Origin of the sequence: Pseudonocardia sulfidoxydans NBRC 16205, assembly GCF_007989085.1 — a bacterium.
In the GTDB taxonomy this organism is placed as follows: domain Bacteria; phylum Actinomycetota; class Actinomycetes; order Mycobacteriales; family Pseudonocardiaceae; genus Pseudonocardia; species Pseudonocardia sulfidoxydans.
In genome coordinates this window covers 16,671-35,903 of record NZ_BJVJ01000005.1, presented here as the reverse complement: position 1 = coordinate 35,903, position 19,233 = coordinate 16,671, and the positions used below count along the sequence as shown (strand labels likewise).

At 74.8% G+C, this 19,233-nt stretch carries 17 protein-coding genes; 13 read left to right on the top strand and 4 right to left on the bottom strand.

From position 1 onward, the window contains the following. Positions 1–62 precede the first annotated feature (62 nt). Positions 63–2,561, top strand: coding sequence for a SpoIIE family protein phosphatase (locus PSU4_RS04110; protein ID WP_147102606.1), 2,499 nt, complete (start codon positions 63–65; stop codon positions 2,559–2,561). On the opposite strand, the gene PSU4_RS04105 is transcribed toward PSU4_RS04110, so the two are convergent. Both PSU4_RS04105 and PSU4_RS04100 read right to left on the bottom strand, forming a co-directional pair. Further along, positions 2,537–3,277 carry a MerR family transcriptional regulator gene (locus PSU4_RS04105; protein ID WP_147102605.1) on the bottom strand — a complete coding sequence of 247 codons (741 nt, stop codon included), beginning with the start codon at positions 3,275–3,277 and terminating at the stop codon, positions 2,537–2,539. The genes PSU4_RS04110 and PSU4_RS04105 overlap by 25 nt on opposite strands. A 67-nt stretch (positions 3,278–3,344) precedes the next feature. Then, positions 3,345–4,481: a DUF3500 domain-containing protein gene (locus tag PSU4_RS04100; RefSeq protein WP_147102604.1), complete on the bottom strand. Its 1,137-nt coding sequence runs from the start codon at positions 4,479–4,481 to the stop codon at positions 3,345–3,347. Between the two features lie 43 nt (positions 4,482–4,524). Here PSU4_RS04100 and PSU4_RS04095 point away from each other — a divergent pair, with 43 nt between their 5' ends. Continuing rightward, the gene (locus tag PSU4_RS04095) at positions 4,525–5,238 is read left to right on the top strand and encodes a nucleoside/nucleotide kinase family protein (RefSeq protein WP_147102603.1); all 714 of its coding nucleotides are present in this window, start codon (positions 4,525–4,527) and stop codon (positions 5,236–5,238) included. On the opposite strand, the gene PSU4_RS04090 is transcribed toward PSU4_RS04095, so the two are convergent. Both PSU4_RS04090 and PSU4_RS04085 read right to left on the bottom strand, forming a co-directional pair. After that, entirely contained in the window at positions 5,226–5,495 is a 270-nt protein-coding gene (locus PSU4_RS04090; protein WP_147102602.1) for a hypothetical protein, read from the bottom strand. The two genes, PSU4_RS04095 and PSU4_RS04090, sit on opposite strands and share 13 nt — an antisense overlap. Before the next feature lie 58 nt (positions 5,496–5,553). Continuing rightward, positions 5,554–7,830 (bottom strand): transglycosylase domain-containing protein, encoded by a 2,277-nt coding sequence (locus tag PSU4_RS04085; RefSeq protein WP_246114925.1) that lies wholly within the window; start codon positions 7,828–7,830, stop codon positions 5,554–5,556. Positions 7,831–8,025: 195 nt separating this feature from the next. Here PSU4_RS04085 and PSU4_RS04080 point away from each other — a divergent pair, with 195 nt between their 5' ends. The 11 genes from PSU4_RS04080 to pdxS all read left to right on the top strand — a co-directional run bounded on the left by PSU4_RS04080 (position 8,026) and on the right by pdxS (position 19,131). After that, positions 8,026–8,265, top strand: a complete 240-nt coding sequence (locus tag PSU4_RS04080) for a hypothetical protein (protein ID WP_147102601.1) — start codon at positions 8,026–8,028, stop codon at positions 8,263–8,265. Positions 8,266–8,947: 682 nt separating this feature from the next. After that, the gene (locus PSU4_RS04075) at positions 8,948–9,718 is read left to right on the top strand and encodes a hypothetical protein (RefSeq protein ID WP_147102600.1); all 771 of its coding nucleotides are present in this window, start codon (positions 8,948–8,950) and stop codon (positions 9,716–9,718) included. A 131-nt stretch (positions 9,719–9,849) separates the two neighbouring features. Beyond that, a complete protein-coding gene (locus PSU4_RS04070) occupies positions 9,850–10,293 on the top strand; it encodes a hypothetical protein (protein ID WP_147102599.1) in 444 nt (147 codons plus the stop codon). 133 nt (positions 10,294–10,426) lie between these two features. Further along, positions 10,427–12,151 (top strand): hypothetical protein, encoded by a 1,725-nt coding sequence (locus tag PSU4_RS04065; RefSeq protein ID WP_147102598.1) that lies wholly within the window; start codon positions 10,427–10,429, stop codon positions 12,149–12,151. Between the two features lie 42 nt (positions 12,152–12,193). Beyond that, positions 12,194–14,248, top strand: coding sequence for a threonine--tRNA ligase (gene thrS / locus PSU4_RS04060; RefSeq protein WP_147102597.1), 2,055 nt, complete (start codon positions 12,194–12,196; stop codon positions 14,246–14,248). A gap of 21 nt (positions 14,249–14,269) precedes the next feature. After that, complete coding sequence (locus PSU4_RS04055) at positions 14,270–14,842, top strand: HIT family protein (RefSeq protein ID WP_147102596.1); 573 nt, start codon at positions 14,270–14,272, stop codon at positions 14,840–14,842. 61 nt (positions 14,843–14,903) lie between these two features. Continuing rightward, positions 14,904–15,524 carry a phosphatidylinositol phosphate synthase gene (gene pgsA / locus PSU4_RS04050; RefSeq protein ID WP_147102595.1) on the top strand — a complete coding sequence of 207 codons (621 nt, stop codon included), beginning with the start codon at positions 14,904–14,906 and terminating at the stop codon, positions 15,522–15,524. Beyond that, a complete protein-coding gene (locus PSU4_RS04045) occupies positions 15,521–16,435 on the top strand; it encodes a phosphatidylinositol mannoside acyltransferase (RefSeq protein ID WP_147102594.1) in 915 nt (304 codons plus the stop codon). Before pgsA ends, PSU4_RS04045 begins: the two co-directional genes overlap by 4 nt. 5 nt (positions 16,436–16,440) lie before the next feature. Then, positions 16,441–17,610, top strand: a complete 1,170-nt coding sequence (locus PSU4_RS04040) for a glycosyltransferase family 4 protein (RefSeq protein WP_186816742.1) — start codon at positions 16,441–16,443, stop codon at positions 17,608–17,610. Then, positions 17,607–18,155, top strand: a complete 549-nt coding sequence (locus PSU4_RS04035; RefSeq protein WP_147102592.1) for an NUDIX hydrolase — start codon at positions 17,607–17,609, stop codon at positions 18,153–18,155. The genes PSU4_RS04040 and PSU4_RS04035 overlap by 4 nt, the downstream gene beginning before the upstream one ends. Before the next feature lie 67 nt (positions 18,156–18,222). Continuing rightward, positions 18,223–19,131, top strand: coding sequence for a pyridoxal 5'-phosphate synthase lyase subunit PdxS (gene pdxS, locus PSU4_RS04030; protein ID WP_147102591.1), 909 nt, complete (start codon positions 18,223–18,225; stop codon positions 19,129–19,131). Positions 19,132–19,233 lie beyond the last annotated feature (102 nt).

Here is a 19,233-nt window from a genome sequence, read left to right as displayed (position 1 = left end):
GCGGCCGGCTCGCGCGAACGCCACCCCCGCGGCGCTCGTCCGTGCCGCCGCTCGCCCCTACGATGAGCGCCCGACGTGCGTCCGCGCGCGTCCGGCGGGGGGAGGCGACGCTGCAGGGAACGGACGGCCTGACCGCCGCGATGATCGACGCCGCACCCGTCGGCCTGTTCGCCCTCGACGAGGACGGCTGCGTCCTGCTTTGGAACCCCGTCGCCGCCGAGCTCACCGGCCTGCCGGCCGAGAGGGTCATGGGGCGCAACGGGTTCGGTGGGTCCCCGACGCCCGGGGGCGCGCTCGTCGACACCGCCGCTGCCGCCGCGGTGCTCGCCGAGCTGCGGGCCGGGCGCCGCGTCGAGGGCAGGTTCCCCGCCGCCGTGCCGTCGGGCCGGGTGCTGTGGTTCCGCGCGGTGCCGCGCCCCGGGCCCGGGCCCGCCGTCGTCGGGGTGCTGCGCGACCTGTCCGAGAACCGCGTCGGCGACGAGGCGTTCGCGCTGCTCGACGCCCTGTGGGAGACCGCGCCCGTCGGCCTGGCCTACTTCGACACCGACCTGCACTACCGCAGGGTCAACGGGCACGTCGCCGCCATGGACGGCGGCACCGCCGACGACCGGCTCGGCGTCACCGTCGAGGAGGCTCACGGCGAGACCGGCGCGCGCGTCGCGGCGTTGCTGCGCCAGGTCCTCTCCGACGGCACCCCCCGGCTGCGCACCCGCATGCGGGGACGGCTCTGGCACGGCCGGGGCCGCGACCAGACCTGGACGGTGGACGCCTACCCGGTCCGCGACGAGGCCGGGACGGTCATCGGCGTCGGTCTCGTCGTCGTCGACGTCACCGAGGCCGAACAGACCCGGGACCAGTTCGCCGCCGTCGCCGCCGAACGCCAACGGCTGCTCACCCGCTACCAGAGCCTCGTCGAGGCGACCAGCGCCGCCGTGTGGATCCGGGCCGCCGACGGCAGCGCCGCCGAGGACTCCCCGAGCATGCGCGCGATCACCGGGCAGACCCGCGAGGAGTACCTGGGCTGGGGCTTCCTCGACGCCATCCATCCCGAGGACCGGGCCTCCAAGCGCGCCGCGTGGCTCGACGCGGTGAGCACCGGCCGCGGGTTCGCCCACACCGCGCGGCTGCGCGGCGCCCACGGCGGCTGGCGCTGGCACCGCGCCCGCGCCGTCGCGGTGCGCGACGAGACCGGCCGGGTCGTCGAGTGGGTGGGCACCGAGAGCGACATCGACGCCGGGTTCCGTGCCCGGCAGCGGCTCGAGGTCCTCGCCCGGGCCACGCTCGCCGTGAACGCCGCGCACGACCCCGAGGCCGAGCTGACCGCCCTCGCCGAGACCGTCGTCCCCGAGTTCGCCGACCTGTGCCGGGTCTACCTGGTCGACACCACCTCGGGGACGGGCGGGGTCGTCACCGGGGCGCGGTCGGTGACCCGCACCGCGCCGGGCCTCGAACCGCCGCCGCCCACCGTCGAACGGTTCGTCTTCGGTGCCTCCCACCCCGTCTCGCGGGCCGTCCGCGGCCGCACCGCCGTCCTCGACAGCGGGCCGCAACCGCCCCGTGACGAGTGGGCGGGCACGGCCGAGATGTGGGACTGGGACCACCGCGCGGGGATGCACTCCGCACTCGCCGCGCCGGTCGTGTCGGCGGGGGAGGTCGTCGCGGCCGTCATGTTCCTGGCGTGCGGCGACCGCCCCGCCTACACCGACGACGACCGGGCCCTCGTCGTCGAGCTGGCAGCCCGGGTGTCGGCGGCGGTCGAGCACACCCGGACCGTGCAGCGCACCCGCGAGGTGTCGCTCGCGCTGCAGGCGGCGATGCTCACCGAACCGCCCCGGTCGGCCGACATCGGCATCGCCGGCCTGGAGGTCCAGGCCCGCTACCTGCCCGCCGCCGCCGAGCTGCAGGTCGGCGGCGACTGGTACGACGCCTTCCGGCTGCCCGGCGGCGACCTCGCGCTCGCCGTCGGCGACGTGTCGGGCCACGACCTCAACGCCGCCGCGACCATGGGCCAGATGCGCAGCATGCTGCGCGCGCTGGCCTACGACACCGAACGCGAGCCGTCCGACGTCCTCGACCGGCTCGACCGCGTCGCCTCCCGGCTCGAGGTCACCCGGTTCACCACACTCGTCTACGGCCGGGTGCTGTGGGCCGGCGGCGCAGCGGTGTTCCGGTGGTCGAACGCCGGCCACCCGACGCCGATCCTCGTCGGGCCCGACGGCACGGCCCGCCTGCTCGACGGTCCCGTCGACGTCGTCCTCGGCGTCGACGCCGGCCTCGGCCGCCACGACCACGAGATCGCGCTGGCGCCGGGGTCGACGCTGCTGCTCTACACCGACGGCCTCTTCGAACGCCGCCGCGACCCCGGCGACGCCGCGACCGGCGCGCTGGTCGGGCTCGTCGAGTCGGTCGCCGGCCTGCCGCTGGACCGGTTCTGCGACGCGCTGGTGCGCGACACCGCCGCCGACACCGGCGACGACGTCGTCGTGCTCGCCGTCCGGGCCGGCGCCCACGACCCCGCCGACCGCCCGGCGGGCGATCAGTCCAGCTCGCGCCCGGCGTAGACGCGCATGGCGTCACGCAGGTAGACCGCGAGCCCGGGCGCGGTCTCGTCGATCGACGCGGTGAACCGCGGATCGTCGACGTAGAGCTCGCCCAGCCCGATGTAGGACTCCCGGTTCGGCTCCCAGAAGTGCCGGATCCACCTGTGGTGGTCCGCCACCGCCGCCTGCACGGCCGCGTCGTCGACGGGGGTACCCGCCTGCATCAGCGCCGCGATGCGCGCGTTGACGTCCGCGCCCTCGGCCAGCACCGCCTTCTGCCGGTCGGTGTCCCACCCGGCGACCTCACGCTGCGAGCGTGCCGCGGTGTCGCCCCAGCGCTCACGCGCCTCGGCGGCGTACGGGTCGTTGCCGAACCCCTCGAACAGGTCCTCGGCTGCCATCTCCTCACCTCCCTCCCGTTCCTCGATGGTGCGTGCGACGGTGCCGGCCAGCCTGCGCAGGCGCCGCGACTCCGACAGCAGCCGCTCGTGGTGGCGGCGCAGCGCCGCCGTCTCGTCGGTCCGGCCGTCGAGGACCGCGGCGATGTCGGGCAGCCCCAGCCCCAGCTCACGCAACAGCAGGATGTGCTGCAGCCGTTCGAGCTCGGGCCTGCCGTAGAGGCGCACGCCGCCGTGGCCGGTGTCGGCGGGACGCAGCAGACCGGTGTGGTCGTAGTGCCGCAGCGTCCGTGAGCTGACCCGGGCCATCCGGGCCACCTCCGCCGTCGACCATCGCATGCGGTTCACCGTAGGAGTTGACGCTGCGTCAACCGCAAGCCTGATCGGGACGGCGCCCGGAGCCCGGTCAGGCCGGGTGGTGCGCCGCCCGGTGCGCGGCCAGCACGTCGTGGCCGAAGTCGGACTCGGGGTCGCGCCACACGGAGTGGGCGTGGTTGGCCTGACGCTGGGTGTTGTCGTACTCCACGAGGAACCGGGGCGCCTGCAGCCGGTAGTAGTGTGGCGCACCCCGCTGCAGCGGCCCTGCCCAGGCGACGTGCACGTCGTCGACGTCCGGCCACACCGCCAGGCCCTCGGGCACCCGGTCCAGGTAGGTCGACAGCAGCGCCGTCAGCAGCTCACGGCCCGTCGGGTCCAGCGCCGCACCCGGCACCCCGCGCGGCGCCCCCAGCGCGAGGGTGTCGTGGTCGGCGTCGTCGTAGCCGCTCGCCTTCTCGGCGCCCTCGCTCATCGTCGCGAGCCGGTCGTTCAGCCGCTGCTCACCGAACCGGCCCCGCCAGATGTCGGTCAGCAGGATCATCCGGTCGCCCACCTCGACCCGCGGGCGGTTCCCGCCGACGATGTCGGACGGCGCCCGGTCGAGCAGCACCGCCTCCGCCGCCAGGTCGGCGGGCAGCGACCGCACCAGCTCCCGTGCCAGTTCCTCCGTCCCCGCGAGCGGGCGCAGCGGCGCCGGCCCCAGCAGCGGCGCCGAGGCCGGGTCGGCACCCAGGAAGCACGGCGTCGTCGACACGACCCGGCCGTCGACGACCAGGTTGTTCAACGACACGTGGTGCCCGCCGAACCGCCACGCCCACGCCCCCGACGACCCCGGCTCGCCGAAGACCCGCAGGTAGTAGCGCTGCGGGTCGCGACCGCGCTCCCGGCCCCAGTCGACACCCCAGCCCTCGACGTGGTCGAGGACGTTCTCCAGCCCCAGGATCGTCGACACCGTCACGTACCCGGCCGTCGACAGCCCCGACGCGACCAGCTGCATCGCCAGCGACTGCTGCGCCGGTGCCATCTCGCCGAGCGTGAGCCCGCCGTGGTCGGTCGGTGTGTAGTACCAGCGCAGCCGCTCCTCGTCGGCGTCGGCGTCCGAACCCGGGGTGCCGCCGGTGCCGACGGCACGCTGCGCCGCGTCGAGCGACCCCAGCCAGGCCGCGGCGGCCCCGGCCATCCGCGTGGCGACGTCCTGCGCGGTCCCGTCAGCGGTGACGACCATGACCCCGAGCCTACGACGTGCGGACCCGTAGAGTCCCGTCCCGATGAGACTCGCCGGGCTCGCCGCGCGCGCACTCGCCCTCGCCGGCGACGGCTCCCGCCGCACCCTGCTCGGCATCACCGGGGCACCCGGCGCCGGGAAGACGACGCTGGCCCGCGCCCTCGTCACCGCGCTCGCGGACGTCCCACCGCCCGGCGCGGCGCCGGGGGCGTGGGTCGCCCACGTCCCCATGGACGGCTTCCACCTCGCCGACGTCGCCCTGCGCGCGCTCGGCCGCGCCGGCCGCAAGGGCGCCCCCGACACCTTCGACGCCGCCGGCTACGCCGCGCTGCTGCACCGGCTCCGCGCCGACGACCCCTCGGTGACCGTGTGGGCGCCGCAGTTCGAACGCGACCTCGAACAGCCCCTCGCCGGCGCGATCGGGGTGCCGCCCGCGGCGCGGCTCGTCGTTACCGAAGGGAACTACCTGCTCCTCGACGACCCCGCCTGGCGGCCCGTCGCCGCCGAGCTCGACGAGGTGTGGTTCTGCGCGCCCGACGAGCGCCTGCGGCTCGACCGCCTCGTCGCGCGCCACGTCGAGTTCGGCAAGGACCCCGACCACGCCGCCGCGTGGGTGCGCGACGTCGACGGCCCCAACGCCGCACGCGTCGCCGCCACCGCCGGCCGGGCCGACCTCGTCGTCACCGACGACGTGCTCACCGGTCCCGGACCCGCACCGGGCCCGGGTCGGTCGGCGGGCCCGGGTCAGTCGGCGTAGCCCGCCGGGCCGCCACCGCCGCCGACCCCGCCCGCACCACCCACGCCGCCCGCGCGGCCCACCCGGATGTCGCACCGGATCGCCACCGGCTCGATCCCCGTGAGATCCGCGATCAGGCCACGCGCTGCCTCGTCGGCATCGGCCATGTCCCGCACGCTCGTCGCCGCCTCGATGGCCGGGACGTAGAGCACCATCCGACGGTCGGCCATCCAGGCGACCACCTCGAAACGGCGCTCCTCGGCGCCCTGCGGACCCACGTCGCCACGGTAGCCGTCCACCGGTCCGGCAGGCACCCGACCGGCCCCGACGACCGGCTCACCCGCACGGATTCGCGAGCGTGCAGGTGCTCTGCGCCGTCGTCGTGACCGGCGGTGCCGACGGCCCCGGCGGCCCCGGCGGCTCCGCCGGCGCCCCACCCGCCGCGCGGGGATCCGGCGGCGCCGTCGTCGGCACCCCCGACACGCCCGTCGGCACCGTGGTCGGCGCGATCGTCGACGTCGGTGGCGCCGTCGGGGACGCCGGCGTCGACGGGGCCACCGATGCGTCCGGGTCGACGCCCGGCGGCATGTCCGACGGCGGCTCACCGATCGCGTGGTACGGCGCGAACGTCGGTGGCGGGTCCTGCTTCGCCACCCCCGTCATGAAGTCGTGCCACACCGAACCCGGCACCGAGCCACCCGAGATCGGGGTGCCGTCGGCCGTCCGGATCGGGGTGTTCATGTCGGTGCCGATCCACACCGTCGCCGCCACCTCCGGGGTGAACCCGCTCATCCAGGCGTCGTTGTTCTGCCCGTCGACGTGCGACTGCACCGTGCCCGTCTTCGCCGCGACCTGCCGCACCCCCGGCAGGCTCAGCCCGTCGTTGCCCGCGACGTCGAGCATCGCCTCGGTGACGTTGCGCGCCACCCGCTCCGGGAACCGCCGCTCGCCGTCCGACGGCTGCGCCTCGTACAGCACCCGCCCGTCCGACGTCACCACCTCGGAGATCATGTGCGGCACCCGGTACACCCCGCCGCCGGCGATCGTCGCGTACGCCGACGCCAGCTCCAACGGGGTGACCTCCTTGTTGCCCAGCGCGATCCGCTCGTCCGGATCCGTCAACGGCGACGTGATGCCCGCCGCCCGCGCCGCGTCGGCGACCTTCTGCGCCCCCACCTTCTTCGACAGCGAGTTGAACACGACGTTGTTCGAGATCGTCATGGCCTGCTTGAGGTCGCAGCGGTCGCAGTCCGCGCCGTCGGAGTTGCGCAGCCCCGGGACCGCGTTGCCGTCGAACACCTCGCCCAGCCCGATCGGCGGGTCCTGCAACAGCCCCGCCAGCACCACGAACGGCTTGAACGTCGAGCCCGCCTGCTTGCGGACCTTCGCGTAGTCCAGCCCGACGCCGTTGTCGCCGCCGTAGTAGGCCGTGATCCCACCCGTCGACGGGTCGACCGCCACCACCGCCGACCGCAGGTTGTCCGGCTGACCGGCCAGCCCCGCGTGCGCGGCGTCGACCGCCTCCCGCTGGCGCCGCGGGTCGATCGTCGTGGTGATCCGCAGACCTTCCTGGCTGAACTCCTGGTCGGTGATGCCCAGCGCACCCAGCTCGTCGCGCACCGCGTTGACCACGTGCCCGCGGCTGTCCGCCGGCGCACCCCCGCCGACGACCTTGCGCGCCACCGTCTCCGGGAACCGCGCCTGCGCCTTCTCCGCCGGCGTGAGCCAGCCCTGCGCCACCATCCCGTCGATCACGAACTGCCAGCGCTGCAACGACATCGCCGGGTCGATCGCCGGATCCCAGCGCGACGGCGACTGGATCACCCCCGCCAACAGCGCCCCGTCCGCGGCCGTCAGCTGCTCGACGTTCTTCCCGAAGTAGGCCTGGCTCGCCGCCTGGATGCCGTACGCGCCACGACCGAAGTAGATGGCGTTGAGGTAGTCGCCCAGGATCTCGTCCTTCGAACGCTCCTGGTTGATCTTGACGGAGACGATCATCTCCTTCCACTTCCGGAAGAGCGTCGCCTCGTCCCCGACCAGGGTCTTCTTGACGTACTGCTGGCTGATCGTCGACCCGCCGCCCGCGCCGCCGCGCACCTGGTTCCACGCCGCCCGCAGGATGCCCGTCAGGTCGAAACCCGGGTTGGAGTAGAAGCTGCGGTCCTCCGCCGCGAGCACCGCCTGGCGGACCTGCACCGGGATCCGGTCGATCGGTACCTTCACCCGGTTCCCCTGCTCCGGGACGAGCCGCGCCAGCTGGGTGCCGTCGTCGTAGGAGACGAGGGCGACCTGGTTGTTCACCGCCTCGTCCGGGGTGGGCACCGAGAAGATCAGATAGCCGACGACGAACAGCAGCACCGGGGCCAGGACGACCGCCGCCGCGCCACCGATGATCGACCACTTGATCCGCCGACGGCGCAGCGCCCGCCGTTCGTCGGTGCTGAGCGCGCGCAGGTGCTGCGAGCTGGAGCGGCGGAAGCCGCCGCGCAGCGTCTCCGCGAACCCGCGGCGCCGTGACGCCCGGCGTTTGCCGGCGCGGGTGGCGGTGTCGGCGCCGTCGGAGGACTCCGCGGTGACCCGGCGCGGACCGGTGTCCGTGGCGCGGGTCCGCATCGACGGGGGCTGCCACCAGCCGGGACCGGACCTGCCCCCCGCGGGGGCCCCGTCGCCGCCGGGTCTGCGGGCGGGGCGGGGTCCGCGGTCCGGTCGGTCGCGGTTCGGTCGGTCGCGGTTCGGTCGGTCGCGGTTCGGTCGGTCGCGGTCCGGCCGGCGCGGCCCGCCGCGGCGGGTGCCGGGGGCGGGGCTGTCGTGGTCGCGACGTCGGGAGCGGCCCTCGGCGTCGCGGTGCGGTTCGTCGCGCGGGTGCTCGGCGGGGCGCGGGTGCTCGGCGGGGCGCGGGGTGCGGCGACGGCCGGAGTCGTGCCGGTCTGCCCGGCCCACCGGCGGCCGGGGGTCCGGCGGGTCGCGCCGACCGTCGCGGGCACGGTGCGCCCGGCGGGGGCCGTCGTCGTCGGCCGGCCCGGGACCTGCCCGGCGGGGGCCTCGTGACGGAGGAGGGGTCGAAGCGGTCGGCACCCGCGGGTACTCCTCTCGGCGTCGCGGTGGTCCACGACGGGCCGGGTCGGAGCCCGGTCGCGAACTGGTCGTGACGTCAACGTGACCCTCCGACGTCGCGGTGCGGCGAGTACGCAGAGATCACCCGAATGCAGTCACCGGTTCGGCCCCGCACTGTCGCCGCCGCCGATATTCGGCGACGGCGCGTAGTCGTCGCCGCCCGACCGGACGCGTCCGGTCTGGCTGTCGCGCCCCGCCTGGCGCGGTGGGCCCGGGTGTCCGACGGCGGTGGTGCGGGCCCGGCGGTCCGTGTGGCCGGGGGACACGGTGGGACGTCCGCGGCATGCCGATCGGGGCCCGGCGTGGCCGGGTTTCGGTCCGTCGTCGGACGGGTGCCGGAGGCTGTCCCGCCCGGAGCCCTCCGATAGTGCCGAAAGGAGTAGTCGATACACGCCCGAACAGATTAGTGTAATCGACCGTAAGCGGACGGTAATTGCGCTGAGAGGGCTGATGAATCGATCTTGGAATGGTTGTGCGAGACTATGCCGTGATCGCTTTCGCGAGCGCCGTACGCGCCCTGATCGAGATTCCGGGTGCGACTTTTCTGTGCGTGCTCGACGGTGATTCCGGAGAGCTGGTCACCGCAATTTCGCACGGGGTCGACGACGATGTCGACATGAGTGCCGTCGGCATGCTCGCGGCCGCCGGGACACGCCTGTCGGGCGCCGTCGGACACGGTGGCGGCGACGCGGTCGACGACGTCACCGTCACCTCCCGGCGCAGCTTCCACGTACTGCGGCCGATCGCGGTCGCGGGCCGCACCGCGATCGTCTACCTCCGCCTGCAGCGGGGTCGCTCCAACCTCGCCGCCGCCCGCCGCGACCTCGCGGCACCGGAGGTCGCAGCCGCCGTCGCGGAGCTCCTCGCGCCGGGGGCGGCGAGCGGCGGGACCGCCCACGTCGGCGTGCCGCAGTCCAGGGCCGAGCAGGTCCAGGCGCGCGTCACCGACCGTGTCCAGCCGTCGCCCTACTCGCGGGCAGCACCGTCGATCCCGTTGCAGTCCAACAGCTACACGGCCGGCTCCCGGGCAGGTCTGCCCGCGCGCCCCTCGCCGCCCGCCGCCATGGCGGGTGGGACGGCCCTGCCCGCTCCTCGTCTCGCCGGGGCCGAGCGGCCCGCGGCGCCCGGCCGGCCGGGCGACCCCGTGCGCTCCGGCGCGGCCGAACGAGCGGACCCGGCCGGGCCGCGGCCCGACGGTGCGGCGCCGGTCGCCGCCGCGGGACCGCAGGCCGCGTTGCCGAGACGGACCCGCGGCACCACGCCACCGGCGCCGCCGGCCCCGCCGCGGGCGGCGACGGCCCGGCCGGCGGCCGGGACACCGGGTTCCTGGGCCGACGACGTCCCGACCATGAAACGACTACTGGCCGGGCTACGCCGAATGATGTAGCGCCGGGCGCCGGGAATACCCTTCCGGCGAAGGATTCCAGTCGCTCGGAATCGGTGCGCTAGGCTCCGGTTTCCCCGGCCCGGACAACGCCCGGGCAACAGTCTCGAACGACCCCCGACAAGGAGACGAAAATGAGCAACATCGAGCACTCGCTCGACATGGCCGCGAATATCAAGGGTGCTTTCGCGGTGGCCCTGGTCGACTGGGACAGCGGCATGATGCTGGGCTCGCGTGGCGGCAGCGCCGAGTTCGACCTCGACGTCGCGGGCCCGGGCAACAGCGACGTGATCCGCACCAAGCTCGAGGTCGTCCAGAAGCTGGGCCTGCGGGAGAACATCGAGGACATCCTCATCACCCTCGACACCCAGTACCACCTGCTGCGGCTCATCCGCGGCACCGACGAGAAGCTGTTCTTCTACCTGGTGCTCAACCGGGCGCAGGCCAACCTCGCCATGGCGCGGCGCGACCTGCGGGTGATCGAGCAGGACTTCTACCTGGCGCACCCGTCCGCCAACGCCCGTCCCGTCCAGGCCGGGCCCGAGGGTCAGTTCTTCCCCTCGAACGCCCAGCGCTGACCAGGAACCCCCACGCGAGGTGAACGCGAACGGCCCCGTCCAGCCCGGCGTCCCTCCGCGTGTCGTAGGGGGTGACGCACCGGCGCGATCGCCGGACGCCACCCTGGCGGCCCTCGTCCGCGACCGTGCGGTGGTGGTCGCGGCGCTGCTCGACGCGGGTAGCGGGATGTTGCTGACGTCCCGCTCCCGCGACGGTGCCCCCGAGGACCTCGAGACGGTGTGCGCCGGGCAGGCCGACGTCATCCGCGCCGCGCTCGATGCGGCGCGGATCTCGATCGGTGGCCCCGAGCCCACCGAGGTCGTGGTCGCCCACGGCGACCGGCTGCACCAGCTGCTGCGGACGGTGCACGACCCGCTCGGCGACCGGCTCGTGCTGTCGCTGCTGGTCGAGGGCCCGCCGCGGGCTCTGCGCCGGGTCCGGCGACGGCTGGGCCGTATCGACACGGCGACGCTCGTGCCGCTGCCGCTGCGCGGTCCCGCCGCGCCGCCGCCGGGGGCCGATCTCTTCACCCCCGCGCAGTCCGGCGCCCAGGGCCCCTGGTGGGCCGGCGACGGTGTGCGCGCCGAGCCCCCGGCCGGCGCGCCCCCGCCCGGGTGGAACGCCGCCGTGCCCGGCGCTCCCGGTGGCGTGGGGCCCGCCGCCCCCGTCGGCCCAGTCGCCCCCGTCGGCCCCGGTGGCGCTGTGGCCGCCGTCCCCGGCGGGTTCACCCCGGAGGTCATCGACTCGGCGATCGAGGCCACCGTGCGGATCGCCGCGCGCACCCCCGCGGCACCGGAGCACGCCGCCTCGACGCCTGCAGCCGCGCAGGCCGGGGAGACGCGTGCGGCGGCGCAGGCCGGGGAGATGCGTGCGGCGGCGCAGGCCGGGGAGACGCCCGCGGCCGCGCAGGCCGTGGAAACGCCCGTGGCGGCGCAGAGCGGGGAGACGCCCGGCCCGGCCGAGAAACCGGCGCCGGTCGACGCCGAGCCCGTCACCACCGCGCTGCCCCTGGCGCAGACCCGGACCCCGGAGCCGGTCGCCGCCGGCCCGCACCCGATCACCGCGAGCCTCGGGTCCAACCCGGCGGCGCTCCCGGCACGGCCGGCCGCACCTGCGGCTCCGGCGGTCGCGGCGCCGCAGCCGGCGTCGGCCGCTGCTGTGCCGACCCCGACCCCGACCCCGACCCCGGCCGCCCCGGCGACACCCGTCGCGATGCCCGCGGTCCCGGCCCGGCCGGTCGAGCCCGCCCCGCCCGTCCCGTCGCCGCCCACCGCGATGCCGGTGAGCGGCCGCGCCGCCGGCTGGTCGACCGCCTCCGTCCTCGGCCACGGCGCCGGCCCCGGCGGTGCCGCGACCGCGACGGACGTCGTCGAGGCCCTCGACGACGTCGCCACCGACGACAGCCTCTCCGGCTCCGCGCTCTTCACCGGCGTCGTCCCGGCCCAACCGGCCCCGTCCGCCGACGACCCGGCCGCGCCGCTCACGCGGGACTCCGCCCCGCCCGTCGACGGCCCCGAGCCGCATCCGTGGTTCGGCGGCCGGCACGCCGCCCCCGACGGGACGGCCCCGGCCGCCGCCGGCCACGGCCCGGGCCGCCACACGAGCACCGGCGCAACCCGTGCGGCTGCGGTGGCGCAGCCGACCCGGGTGCCCGGGTGGCCGGCCGCCGCGCTCGGGCAACCGCTCGTGGCGCAACCCTTCGCCGTCCCGGGCCCGCGTGCGGCGGAGACGGCGGGATCGCTGTTCGAGCCGGCCTGCCGCACCGAGACCGACGCGAGTGCTGTCCCGGGTCACGTGGACAGCACTCCTGTCGGTCTCGGCGAGGACCGAGACGCCGCCGGGCGGGACGGCGGGAACCGGGCCGACCCCGGGCGATAGCCTCGACCGCACACATCCGTACGTGTCCTTCGGAGGCAAGTCGTGTCCGCACCATCCGCCCAGCCCGCGTCCGCCACCGTCCGGGTGCCGGCCGGTACGACGGCCGGGGCCGCGGTGCGCGAGGCAGGCCTGCCGTCCAACGGCCCGAGTGCCGTCGTCGTGGTCCGCGACGCCGAGGGCACGCTGCGTGACCTCGCGTGGACCCCCGACGCCGACGTCACCGTCGAGGCCGTGGGCGCCGACACCGAGGACGGCCGCGCCGTCATCCGCCACTCCGCCGCGCACGTGCTCGCCCAGGCGGTGCAGCAGGTGAACCCGGACGCGAAGCTCGGCATCGGCCCGCCGGTGACCGACGGGTTCTACTACGACTTCGACGTCGCGCAGCCGTTCACGCCCGAGGACCTGTCGAAGCTCGAGTCGGCGATGAAGAAGATCATCAAGGCGGGGCAGCGGTTCTCCCGGCGTCGCTACGACTCGCTCGATGAGGCCCGCAAGGAGCTGGCCGACGAGCCCTACAAGCTGGAGCTCATCGAGCTCAAGGGCGCCCCGGACGACGACGTGGTCGAGGTCGACGGCTCGGGCGAGCTCACCGCCTACGACAATGTGCATGCCCACACCGGCGAGGTCGTCTGGTCGGACCTGTGTCGCGGCCCGCACGTGCCGACGACGAAGTTCATCCCGGCGTTCAAGCTGATGCGTAGCGCCGCCGCGTACTGGCGGGGCAGCGAGAAGAACCCGATGCTGCAGCGCATCTACGGCACCGCGTGGGAGTCCACCGAGCAGCTCGACCTCTACCTCGACCGGTTGCTGGAGGCGGAGAAGCGCGACCACCGCCGCCTCGGCGCCGAGCTCGACCTGTTCTCCTTCCCCGACGAGATCGGCTCGGGCCTGCCGGTGTTCCACCCCAGGGGCGGGGTGGTGCGCAAGCAGATGGAGGACTACGCGCGGCGGCGCCACGAGGAGGCGGGCTACGAGTTCGTCAACACCCCGCACATCACCAAAGCGCAGCTGTTCCACACCTCGCGACACCTGGAGTGGTACGCCGACGGCATGTTCCCGCCCATGCAGGTCGACGCCGAGTTCGGCGCCGACGGGGAGCTGCGGCGCCAGGCGCAGGACTACTACCTGAAGCCGATGAACTGCCCGATGCACAACCTGATCTTCCGGTCGCGCGGGCGGTCCTACCGCGAGCTGCCGCTGCGGCTGTTCGAGTTCGGGCAGGTGTACCGCTACGAGAAGTCCGGTGTGGTCCACGGCCTCACCCGGGCCCGCGGCTTCACCCAGGACGACGCGCACATCTACTGCTCCCGCGAGCAGATGCAGGACGAGATCCGCTCGCTGCTGACGTTCGTGCTCGACCTGCTGCGCGACTACGGGCTCGACGAGTTCTACCTGGAGCTGTCGACGCGCGACCCGGAGAAGTCGATCGGCAGCGACGAGGACTGGGAGATGGCCACCGAGGCGCTGCGCGAGGCGGCGGAGGCGTCGGGGCTGGAGCTGGTGCTCGACCCCGGCGGTGCGGCGTTCTACGCGCCGAAGATCAGCGTCCAGGCCAAGGACGCCATCGGCCGCACCTGGCAGCTGTCGACGATCCAGGTCGACCTGATGGAGCCCGGCCTGTTCGACCTCGAGTACACCGCCGGTGACGGCTCCCGCCAGGAGCCGATCATGATCCACCGGGCGCTGTTCGGGTCGATCGAACGGTTCTTCGGGGTGCTGCTGGAGCACTACGCGGGCGCGTTCCCGGCGTGGCTCGCCCCGGTGCAGGCCGTCGCGATCCCGGTGACCGACGACCAGGTACCTGCCGTGCAGGAGGTCGTCGCAGCGCTCAAGGCGCGTGGCGTGCGCGTCGAGCTCGACGCCGGCGACGACCGGATGCAGAAGAAGATCCGCACGCACACCCTGCAGAAGGTGCCGTTCATGCTGCTGGCCGGCGCGCGCGACGTGGAGGCGGGCGCGGTCAGCTTCCGGTTCCGCGACGGCACCCAGGTCAACGGTGTGCCGGTCGCCGACGCGGTCGAGGCGCTGTGCAGCTGGATCGACCGCCGGGAGAACGCCTCCCCGACCGCGGAGACCTTCGCCGTCGTCGCCCGGTAGGCGCTGCATAGGATTCGGGGCATGAGCGAGCCGGTGCTGGAACCCCAGGACGGGGTGGGCACTCCCGACGCTTTCCGTCGGTTGTGGACGCCCCACCGGCTCGCCTACATCAAGGAGGCGGGGGAGAGCGGCTGCCCGTTCTGCCGCATTCCCCGCCTGCCCGACGACGAGGGCCTCGTCGTCGCGCGGGGGACGAGCGTGTTCGCGCTGCTCAACCTGCACCCGTACAACCCGGGGCACCTCATGGTGCTGCCGTACCGCCACGTCGCTGAGCTCGAGGACCTCACGGCCGACGAGTCGGCGGAGCTGATGGCCTTCACCCAGCAGGCGATCCGGGCGATGAAGAAGGTCGCGGCGCCGCACGCGTTCAACGTGGGGCTCAACCTGGGGACGGTCGCGGGCGGCTCGCTGGCCGACCACCTGCACCAGCACGTCGTTCCCCGCTGGGGCGGCGACGCGAACTTCATCGCCGTCGTCGGCCAGACGAAGGTCATCCCGCAGCTGCTCTCGGAGACCCGTGAGCTGCTCGCGCAAGCCTGGGAAGCTCCTGAGAGCGGCGTGCCCGCCACCGGGTCGAGGGCCTCGCACGACTAGTCTGGGGACGGTCACGTCCCTCGTCACCGTCCGCCCGAACGCCAGGAGTCGGCCGCAGCCGATGCTCAACGTCTTCGCCCGTGCCGCCGTCAACCGTGTCACCGATCCGATCGGTCGCGCGCTGGTGGAGCGCGGCATCACCCCGGACGTGGTCACCGTCGTCGGGACGGTCGGGTCCGTCGCGGCGGCGCTGTGGTTCCTGCCGCGCGGCCAGCTCGCGCTCGGCCCGTGGATCATCACCCTGTTCGTGCTGTTCGACCTCGTCGACGGGGCGATGGCCCGGGCCCGTGGCCGGTCGACGCTGTTCGGCGGCGTGCTCGACTCGGTGTGCGACCGGATTGCCGACGGCGCCCTGTTCGCCGGGCTCGCGTGGTGGTGCCTCGGGATGGGGGAGCAGCGCACCCTGGGCATCGCGGCGCTGATCTGCCTGGTCGCGAGCCAGATCACCTCCTACGTCAAGGCGCGCGCCGAGGCATCGGGCCTGCGCGCGGACGGGGGGCTCGTCGAGCGCGCGGAACGGCTGATCATCACGCTGCTCGGGACGTTCCTCGAGGGCGTCGGCGTGCCGAACGCGCTGGCCGTGGCGCTGTGGCTGCTCGCGGCGCTGTCGATCTGGACGGTGGGCGAGCGGATCGTCGCGGTGCACCGCAGCGCGCAGGCCGCCGAGCGGGCCGAGCAGTGACCGCGTCCGGCGAGCGACTCGCGAACCTCGCCTACGGCGCCGGCTGGGGCGTGGTGAAGGCGCTGCCCGGCGGTGTCGCGTCCCGGATCTTCGACACCGCGGGCGTCCTCGCCGCCCGCCGCGCGGGGCCCGGCGTGCTGCGGCTGCGCGCCAACCTCGCCCGCGTCGTCCCCGACGCCGGCCCCGCCGAGCTCGACGCGCTGGTCCGCGACGGTATGCGCAGCTACGCCCGGTACTGGTGCGAGGCGTTCCGGCTGCCCGTCATGGACCCGGCGGCAATCGTGACCGGCACCGCCGGCACCGGTCTCGAACCGGCGCTGGAGGCCATGCGCGCCGGTCGCGGGGTCGTGCTCGCGCTGCCGCACAGCGGGAACTGGGACGCCGCCGGCGTGTGGGTCATCGAGATCATGCGCCGCGCAGGCCTGCACCCCGGTTTCAGCACGGTCGTCGAACGGCTGCGGCCCGCCGCCGTCTACGAACGCTTCGTCGGCTACCGGGAGTCGCTGGGGTTCGAGGTCTTCGCCTCCGACGACGGCGCCGCCGCTTACCGGGGGCTCGTCGCGCGGCTGCGCGCCGGGGGACTGGTCTGCCTCGTCGCCGACCGCGACCTGTCCGCAGCGGGTGTCGACGTCACGCTCCTCGGCGAGCGCGCCCGCATGCCCGCAGGACCGGCCCGGCTCGCGGCCATGACCGGGGCACTGCTCATGCCCGCACACACCAGCTTCGACGGCCGCGGCTGGCGCATCGACGTCGGCGACGCGATCGACGTCGCAGGCCGGGCCGCGGTGCCCGCCGCCACCCAGACGCTGGCCGACGCGTTCACCGCCGGAATCCGCACCAGCCCGCAGGACTGGCACATGCTGCAGCCGGTCTTCACCACCGACGCGCCCGACCCGGTCGGTGTCGCATGACCCCCCTGCGCATCGGGATCGTGTGCCCCTACTCGTTCGACGTGCCCGGCGGGGTGCAGGCCCACGTCGTCGACCTCGCCCGGGCGCTGATCCGGCTGGGCCACAGCGTCGACGTGCTCGCCCCCGCCGACGACGACCGCGAGCCCGGCGACGCGCCACTCCCGCCGTTCGTCACCTCCGCCGGGCGCTCGCTGGGCGTGCCCTACAACGGGTCCGTCGCCCGCGTGACGTTCGGGCCCGTCTCCTACGCGCGGGTGAAGCGCTGGCTCGCCGAGCACACCTTCGACGTGCTCCACCTGCACGAACCCACGACGTTCTCGATCTCCGTCCTCGCGCTGCTGGCCGCGGAGGGGCCGATCGTCGCGACGTTCCACACCTCCACCGAGCGGTCCCGCGCCCTGTCCGCGTTCGGTGGCGTGCTGCGCCCACTCATGGAGAAGGTCACCGCCCGCATCGCCGTGTCGACGCTGGCCCGCCGCGTCCAGGTCGAGCACCTGGGCGGCGACGCCGTCGAGATCCCCAACGGTGTCGACGTCGGACTGTTCGCCGACGGGCCGCTGCTCCCGGGCCACCCGCGCCCCGGCATCGAGACCGTCGGGTTCCTCGGCCGCTTCGACGAACCCCGCAAGGGCATGCCCGTGCTGCTCGACGCCGCAGCCCGGCTCGCGCCGCACCGACCCGGGCTGCGGCTGCTCGTCGTCGGGCGCGGCGACGGCGACGCCCTCGTCCGCCGCGCCGGGCCCGTCGCCGACCGCCTCGACGTCCTCGGACCGGTCGACGACCCCACCAAGGCGGCCGCGCTGCGTTCGATGGACGTCTACTGCGCGCCCAACCTCGGCGGCGAGAGCTTCGGGATGGTCCTCACCGAGGCCATGGCCGCGGGCACACCCGTGCTGGCCGGCGAGATCGACGCGTTCCGCCGCGTCGTCGCCGACCCCCTCGGCGGGCCGGCCGCCGGGATGCTCGCCGCGCCCGGCGACCCCGCGGCGCTCGCCGCGGCCCTCGACGCGCTGCTGGACGACCCCGCCCGCCGCGCCGCGCTCGGGGCCGCGGGCCGCGTCCGGGCCGCCGCGTTCGACTGGCCCGTCGTCGCCGCCTCGGTGCTGCAGGTCTACCGGGCCGCCGTGGCCGCCGACCCGCGCCGCGTCTCCACCGTCGCCGCCACGGCCCGATGACCGTCCTGGCCTGGCTGCTCGTCGTCGTCGGCGTGATCGTCCTCGCCGCCGTCGTGATCTCCTGCGTCGGCCGCGCCCGCCGCCTCGACCGGCTCCACGTCCGCACCGACGCCGCCCGCGACGGCCTGCACGACGCCCTCGACCGGCGTGCCGCCGCAGCCGTCGCCGCCCTGCCCGCGCTGCACGGACCCGCCGCTGCCGCGCTGCGCGCCGCCCTCGACGCCCGCACGGGCCTGCGGCCCCCACCCGGCGACGACCGCGCCGAGACCGTCGAGAACACCCTCACCAGAGCTCTCGCCGCGATCGACCGCAGCGCCCTGCCCGCGGGCCCCGCCGCCGAGCTCACCGACGCCGAACAGCTCGTCGTCCTGGCCCGGCGCGTCCACAACGACGCCGTCCGCGACACCCTCGGGCTGCGCTCGCGGCGCCTCGTCCGGTGGCTGCACCTCGCGGGCACCGCGCCCGTCCCCGAGTACTTCGAGATCGCCGACCCCGACGTCGGCCACAGCACCACTGCCGCGGCGCCGGGTGACCCCGTTCACTGACGTAGGATCGAAGCGTCGTTCTGTCGTCGAGAAGGGTTCCACCGTGTCGTCCGACCAGGCCGTTCCCGTGAATTCCAACGCTGAGACCAGCGACGCCGTGCAGGGCACCGCGCGCGTGAAGCGCGGGATGGCGGAGATGCTCAAGGGCGGCGTGATCATGGACGTCGTCACGCCGGAGCAGGCGAAGATCGCCGAGGACGCCGGCGCCGTCGCGGTCATGGCGCTCGAACGCGTCCCCGCCGACATCCGCGCCCAGGGCGGCGTCGCGCGCATGAGCGACCCCGACATGATCGAGGGCATTGTCTCCGCGGTCAGCATCCCGGTCATGGCGAAGGCCCGCATCGGGCACTTCGTCGAGGCCCAGGTGCTGCAGTCCCTGGGTGTCGACTACGTCGACGAGTCCGAGGTCCTCACCCCGGCCGACGAGGCGCACCACATCGACAAGTGGGCCTTCACCGTGCCGTTCGTGTGCGGCGCGACCAACCTGGGCGAGGCCCTGCGCCGCATCGCCGAGGGCTCGGCCATGATCCGCTCCAAGGGGGAGGCCGGCACCGGCAACGTCGTCGAGGCCACCCGGCACATGCGCCGGATCCGCTCCGACATCCGCCGCCTCGGCACCCTCGACGAGACCGAGCTGTTCGTCGCCGCCAAGGAGCTGCAGGCGCCGGTCGAGCTGGTCCGCGAGGTCGCCGCCGCGGGCAAGCTGCCGGTCGTGCTGTTCACCGCGGGCGGCATCGCCACCCCGGCCGACGCGGCGATGATGATGCAGCTCGGTGCCGAGGGCGTGTTCGTCGGCTCCGGCATCTTCAAGTCCGGCGACCCGGCGCAGCGCGCCGCCGCGATCGTCAAGGCCACCACGTTCCACGACGACCCCGACGTCATCGCCAAGGTGTCGCGTGGTCTGGGTGAGGCCATGGTCGGCATCAACCTCGAGGAGCTTCCCGCCGAGCAGCGCTACGCCGCCCGCGGCTGGTGATCTCATAGCCCGCACGGACCGGAACGGCCCCGCCTCGCACGGCGGGGCCGTTCCCGTTCCCGGGCTGTCGCTCGAACGGGTCGACCTGCTCTGTCTGCGACG

Coding starts and splice junctions, on each gene's coding strand:
- PSU4_RS04110 (WP_147102606.1), top strand. CDS start 63: ATGAGCGCCCGACGTGCGTCCGCGCGCGTCCGGCGGGGGGAGGCGACG.
- PSU4_RS04105 (WP_147102605.1), bottom strand. CDS start 3,277: ATGCGATGGTCGACGGCGGAGGTGGCCCGGATGGCCCGGGTCAGCTCA.
- PSU4_RS04100 (WP_147102604.1), bottom strand. CDS start 4,481: ATGGTCGTCACCGCTGACGGGACCGCGCAGGACGTCGCCACGCGGATG.
- PSU4_RS04095 (WP_147102603.1), top strand. CDS start 4,525: ATGAGACTCGCCGGGCTCGCCGCGCGCGCACTCGCCCTCGCCGGCGAC.
- PSU4_RS04085 (WP_246114925.1), bottom strand. CDS start 7,830: ATGCGGACCCGCGCCACGGACACCGGTCCGCGCCGGGTCACCGCGGAG.
- PSU4_RS04075 (WP_147102600.1), top strand. CDS start 8,948: ATGAGTGCCGTCGGCATGCTCGCGGCCGCCGGGACACGCCTGTCGGGC.
- PSU4_RS04070 (WP_147102599.1), top strand. CDS start 9,850: ATGAGCAACATCGAGCACTCGCTCGACATGGCCGCGAATATCAAGGGT.
- PSU4_RS04055 (WP_147102596.1), top strand. CDS start 14,270: ATGAGCGAGCCGGTGCTGGAACCCCAGGACGGGGTGGGCACTCCCGAC.
- pgsA (WP_147102595.1), top strand. CDS start 14,904: ATGCTCAACGTCTTCGCCCGTGCCGCCGTCAACCGTGTCACCGATCCG.
- PSU4_RS04035 (WP_147102592.1), top strand. CDS start 17,607: ATGACCGTCCTGGCCTGGCTGCTCGTCGTCGTCGGCGTGATCGTCCTC.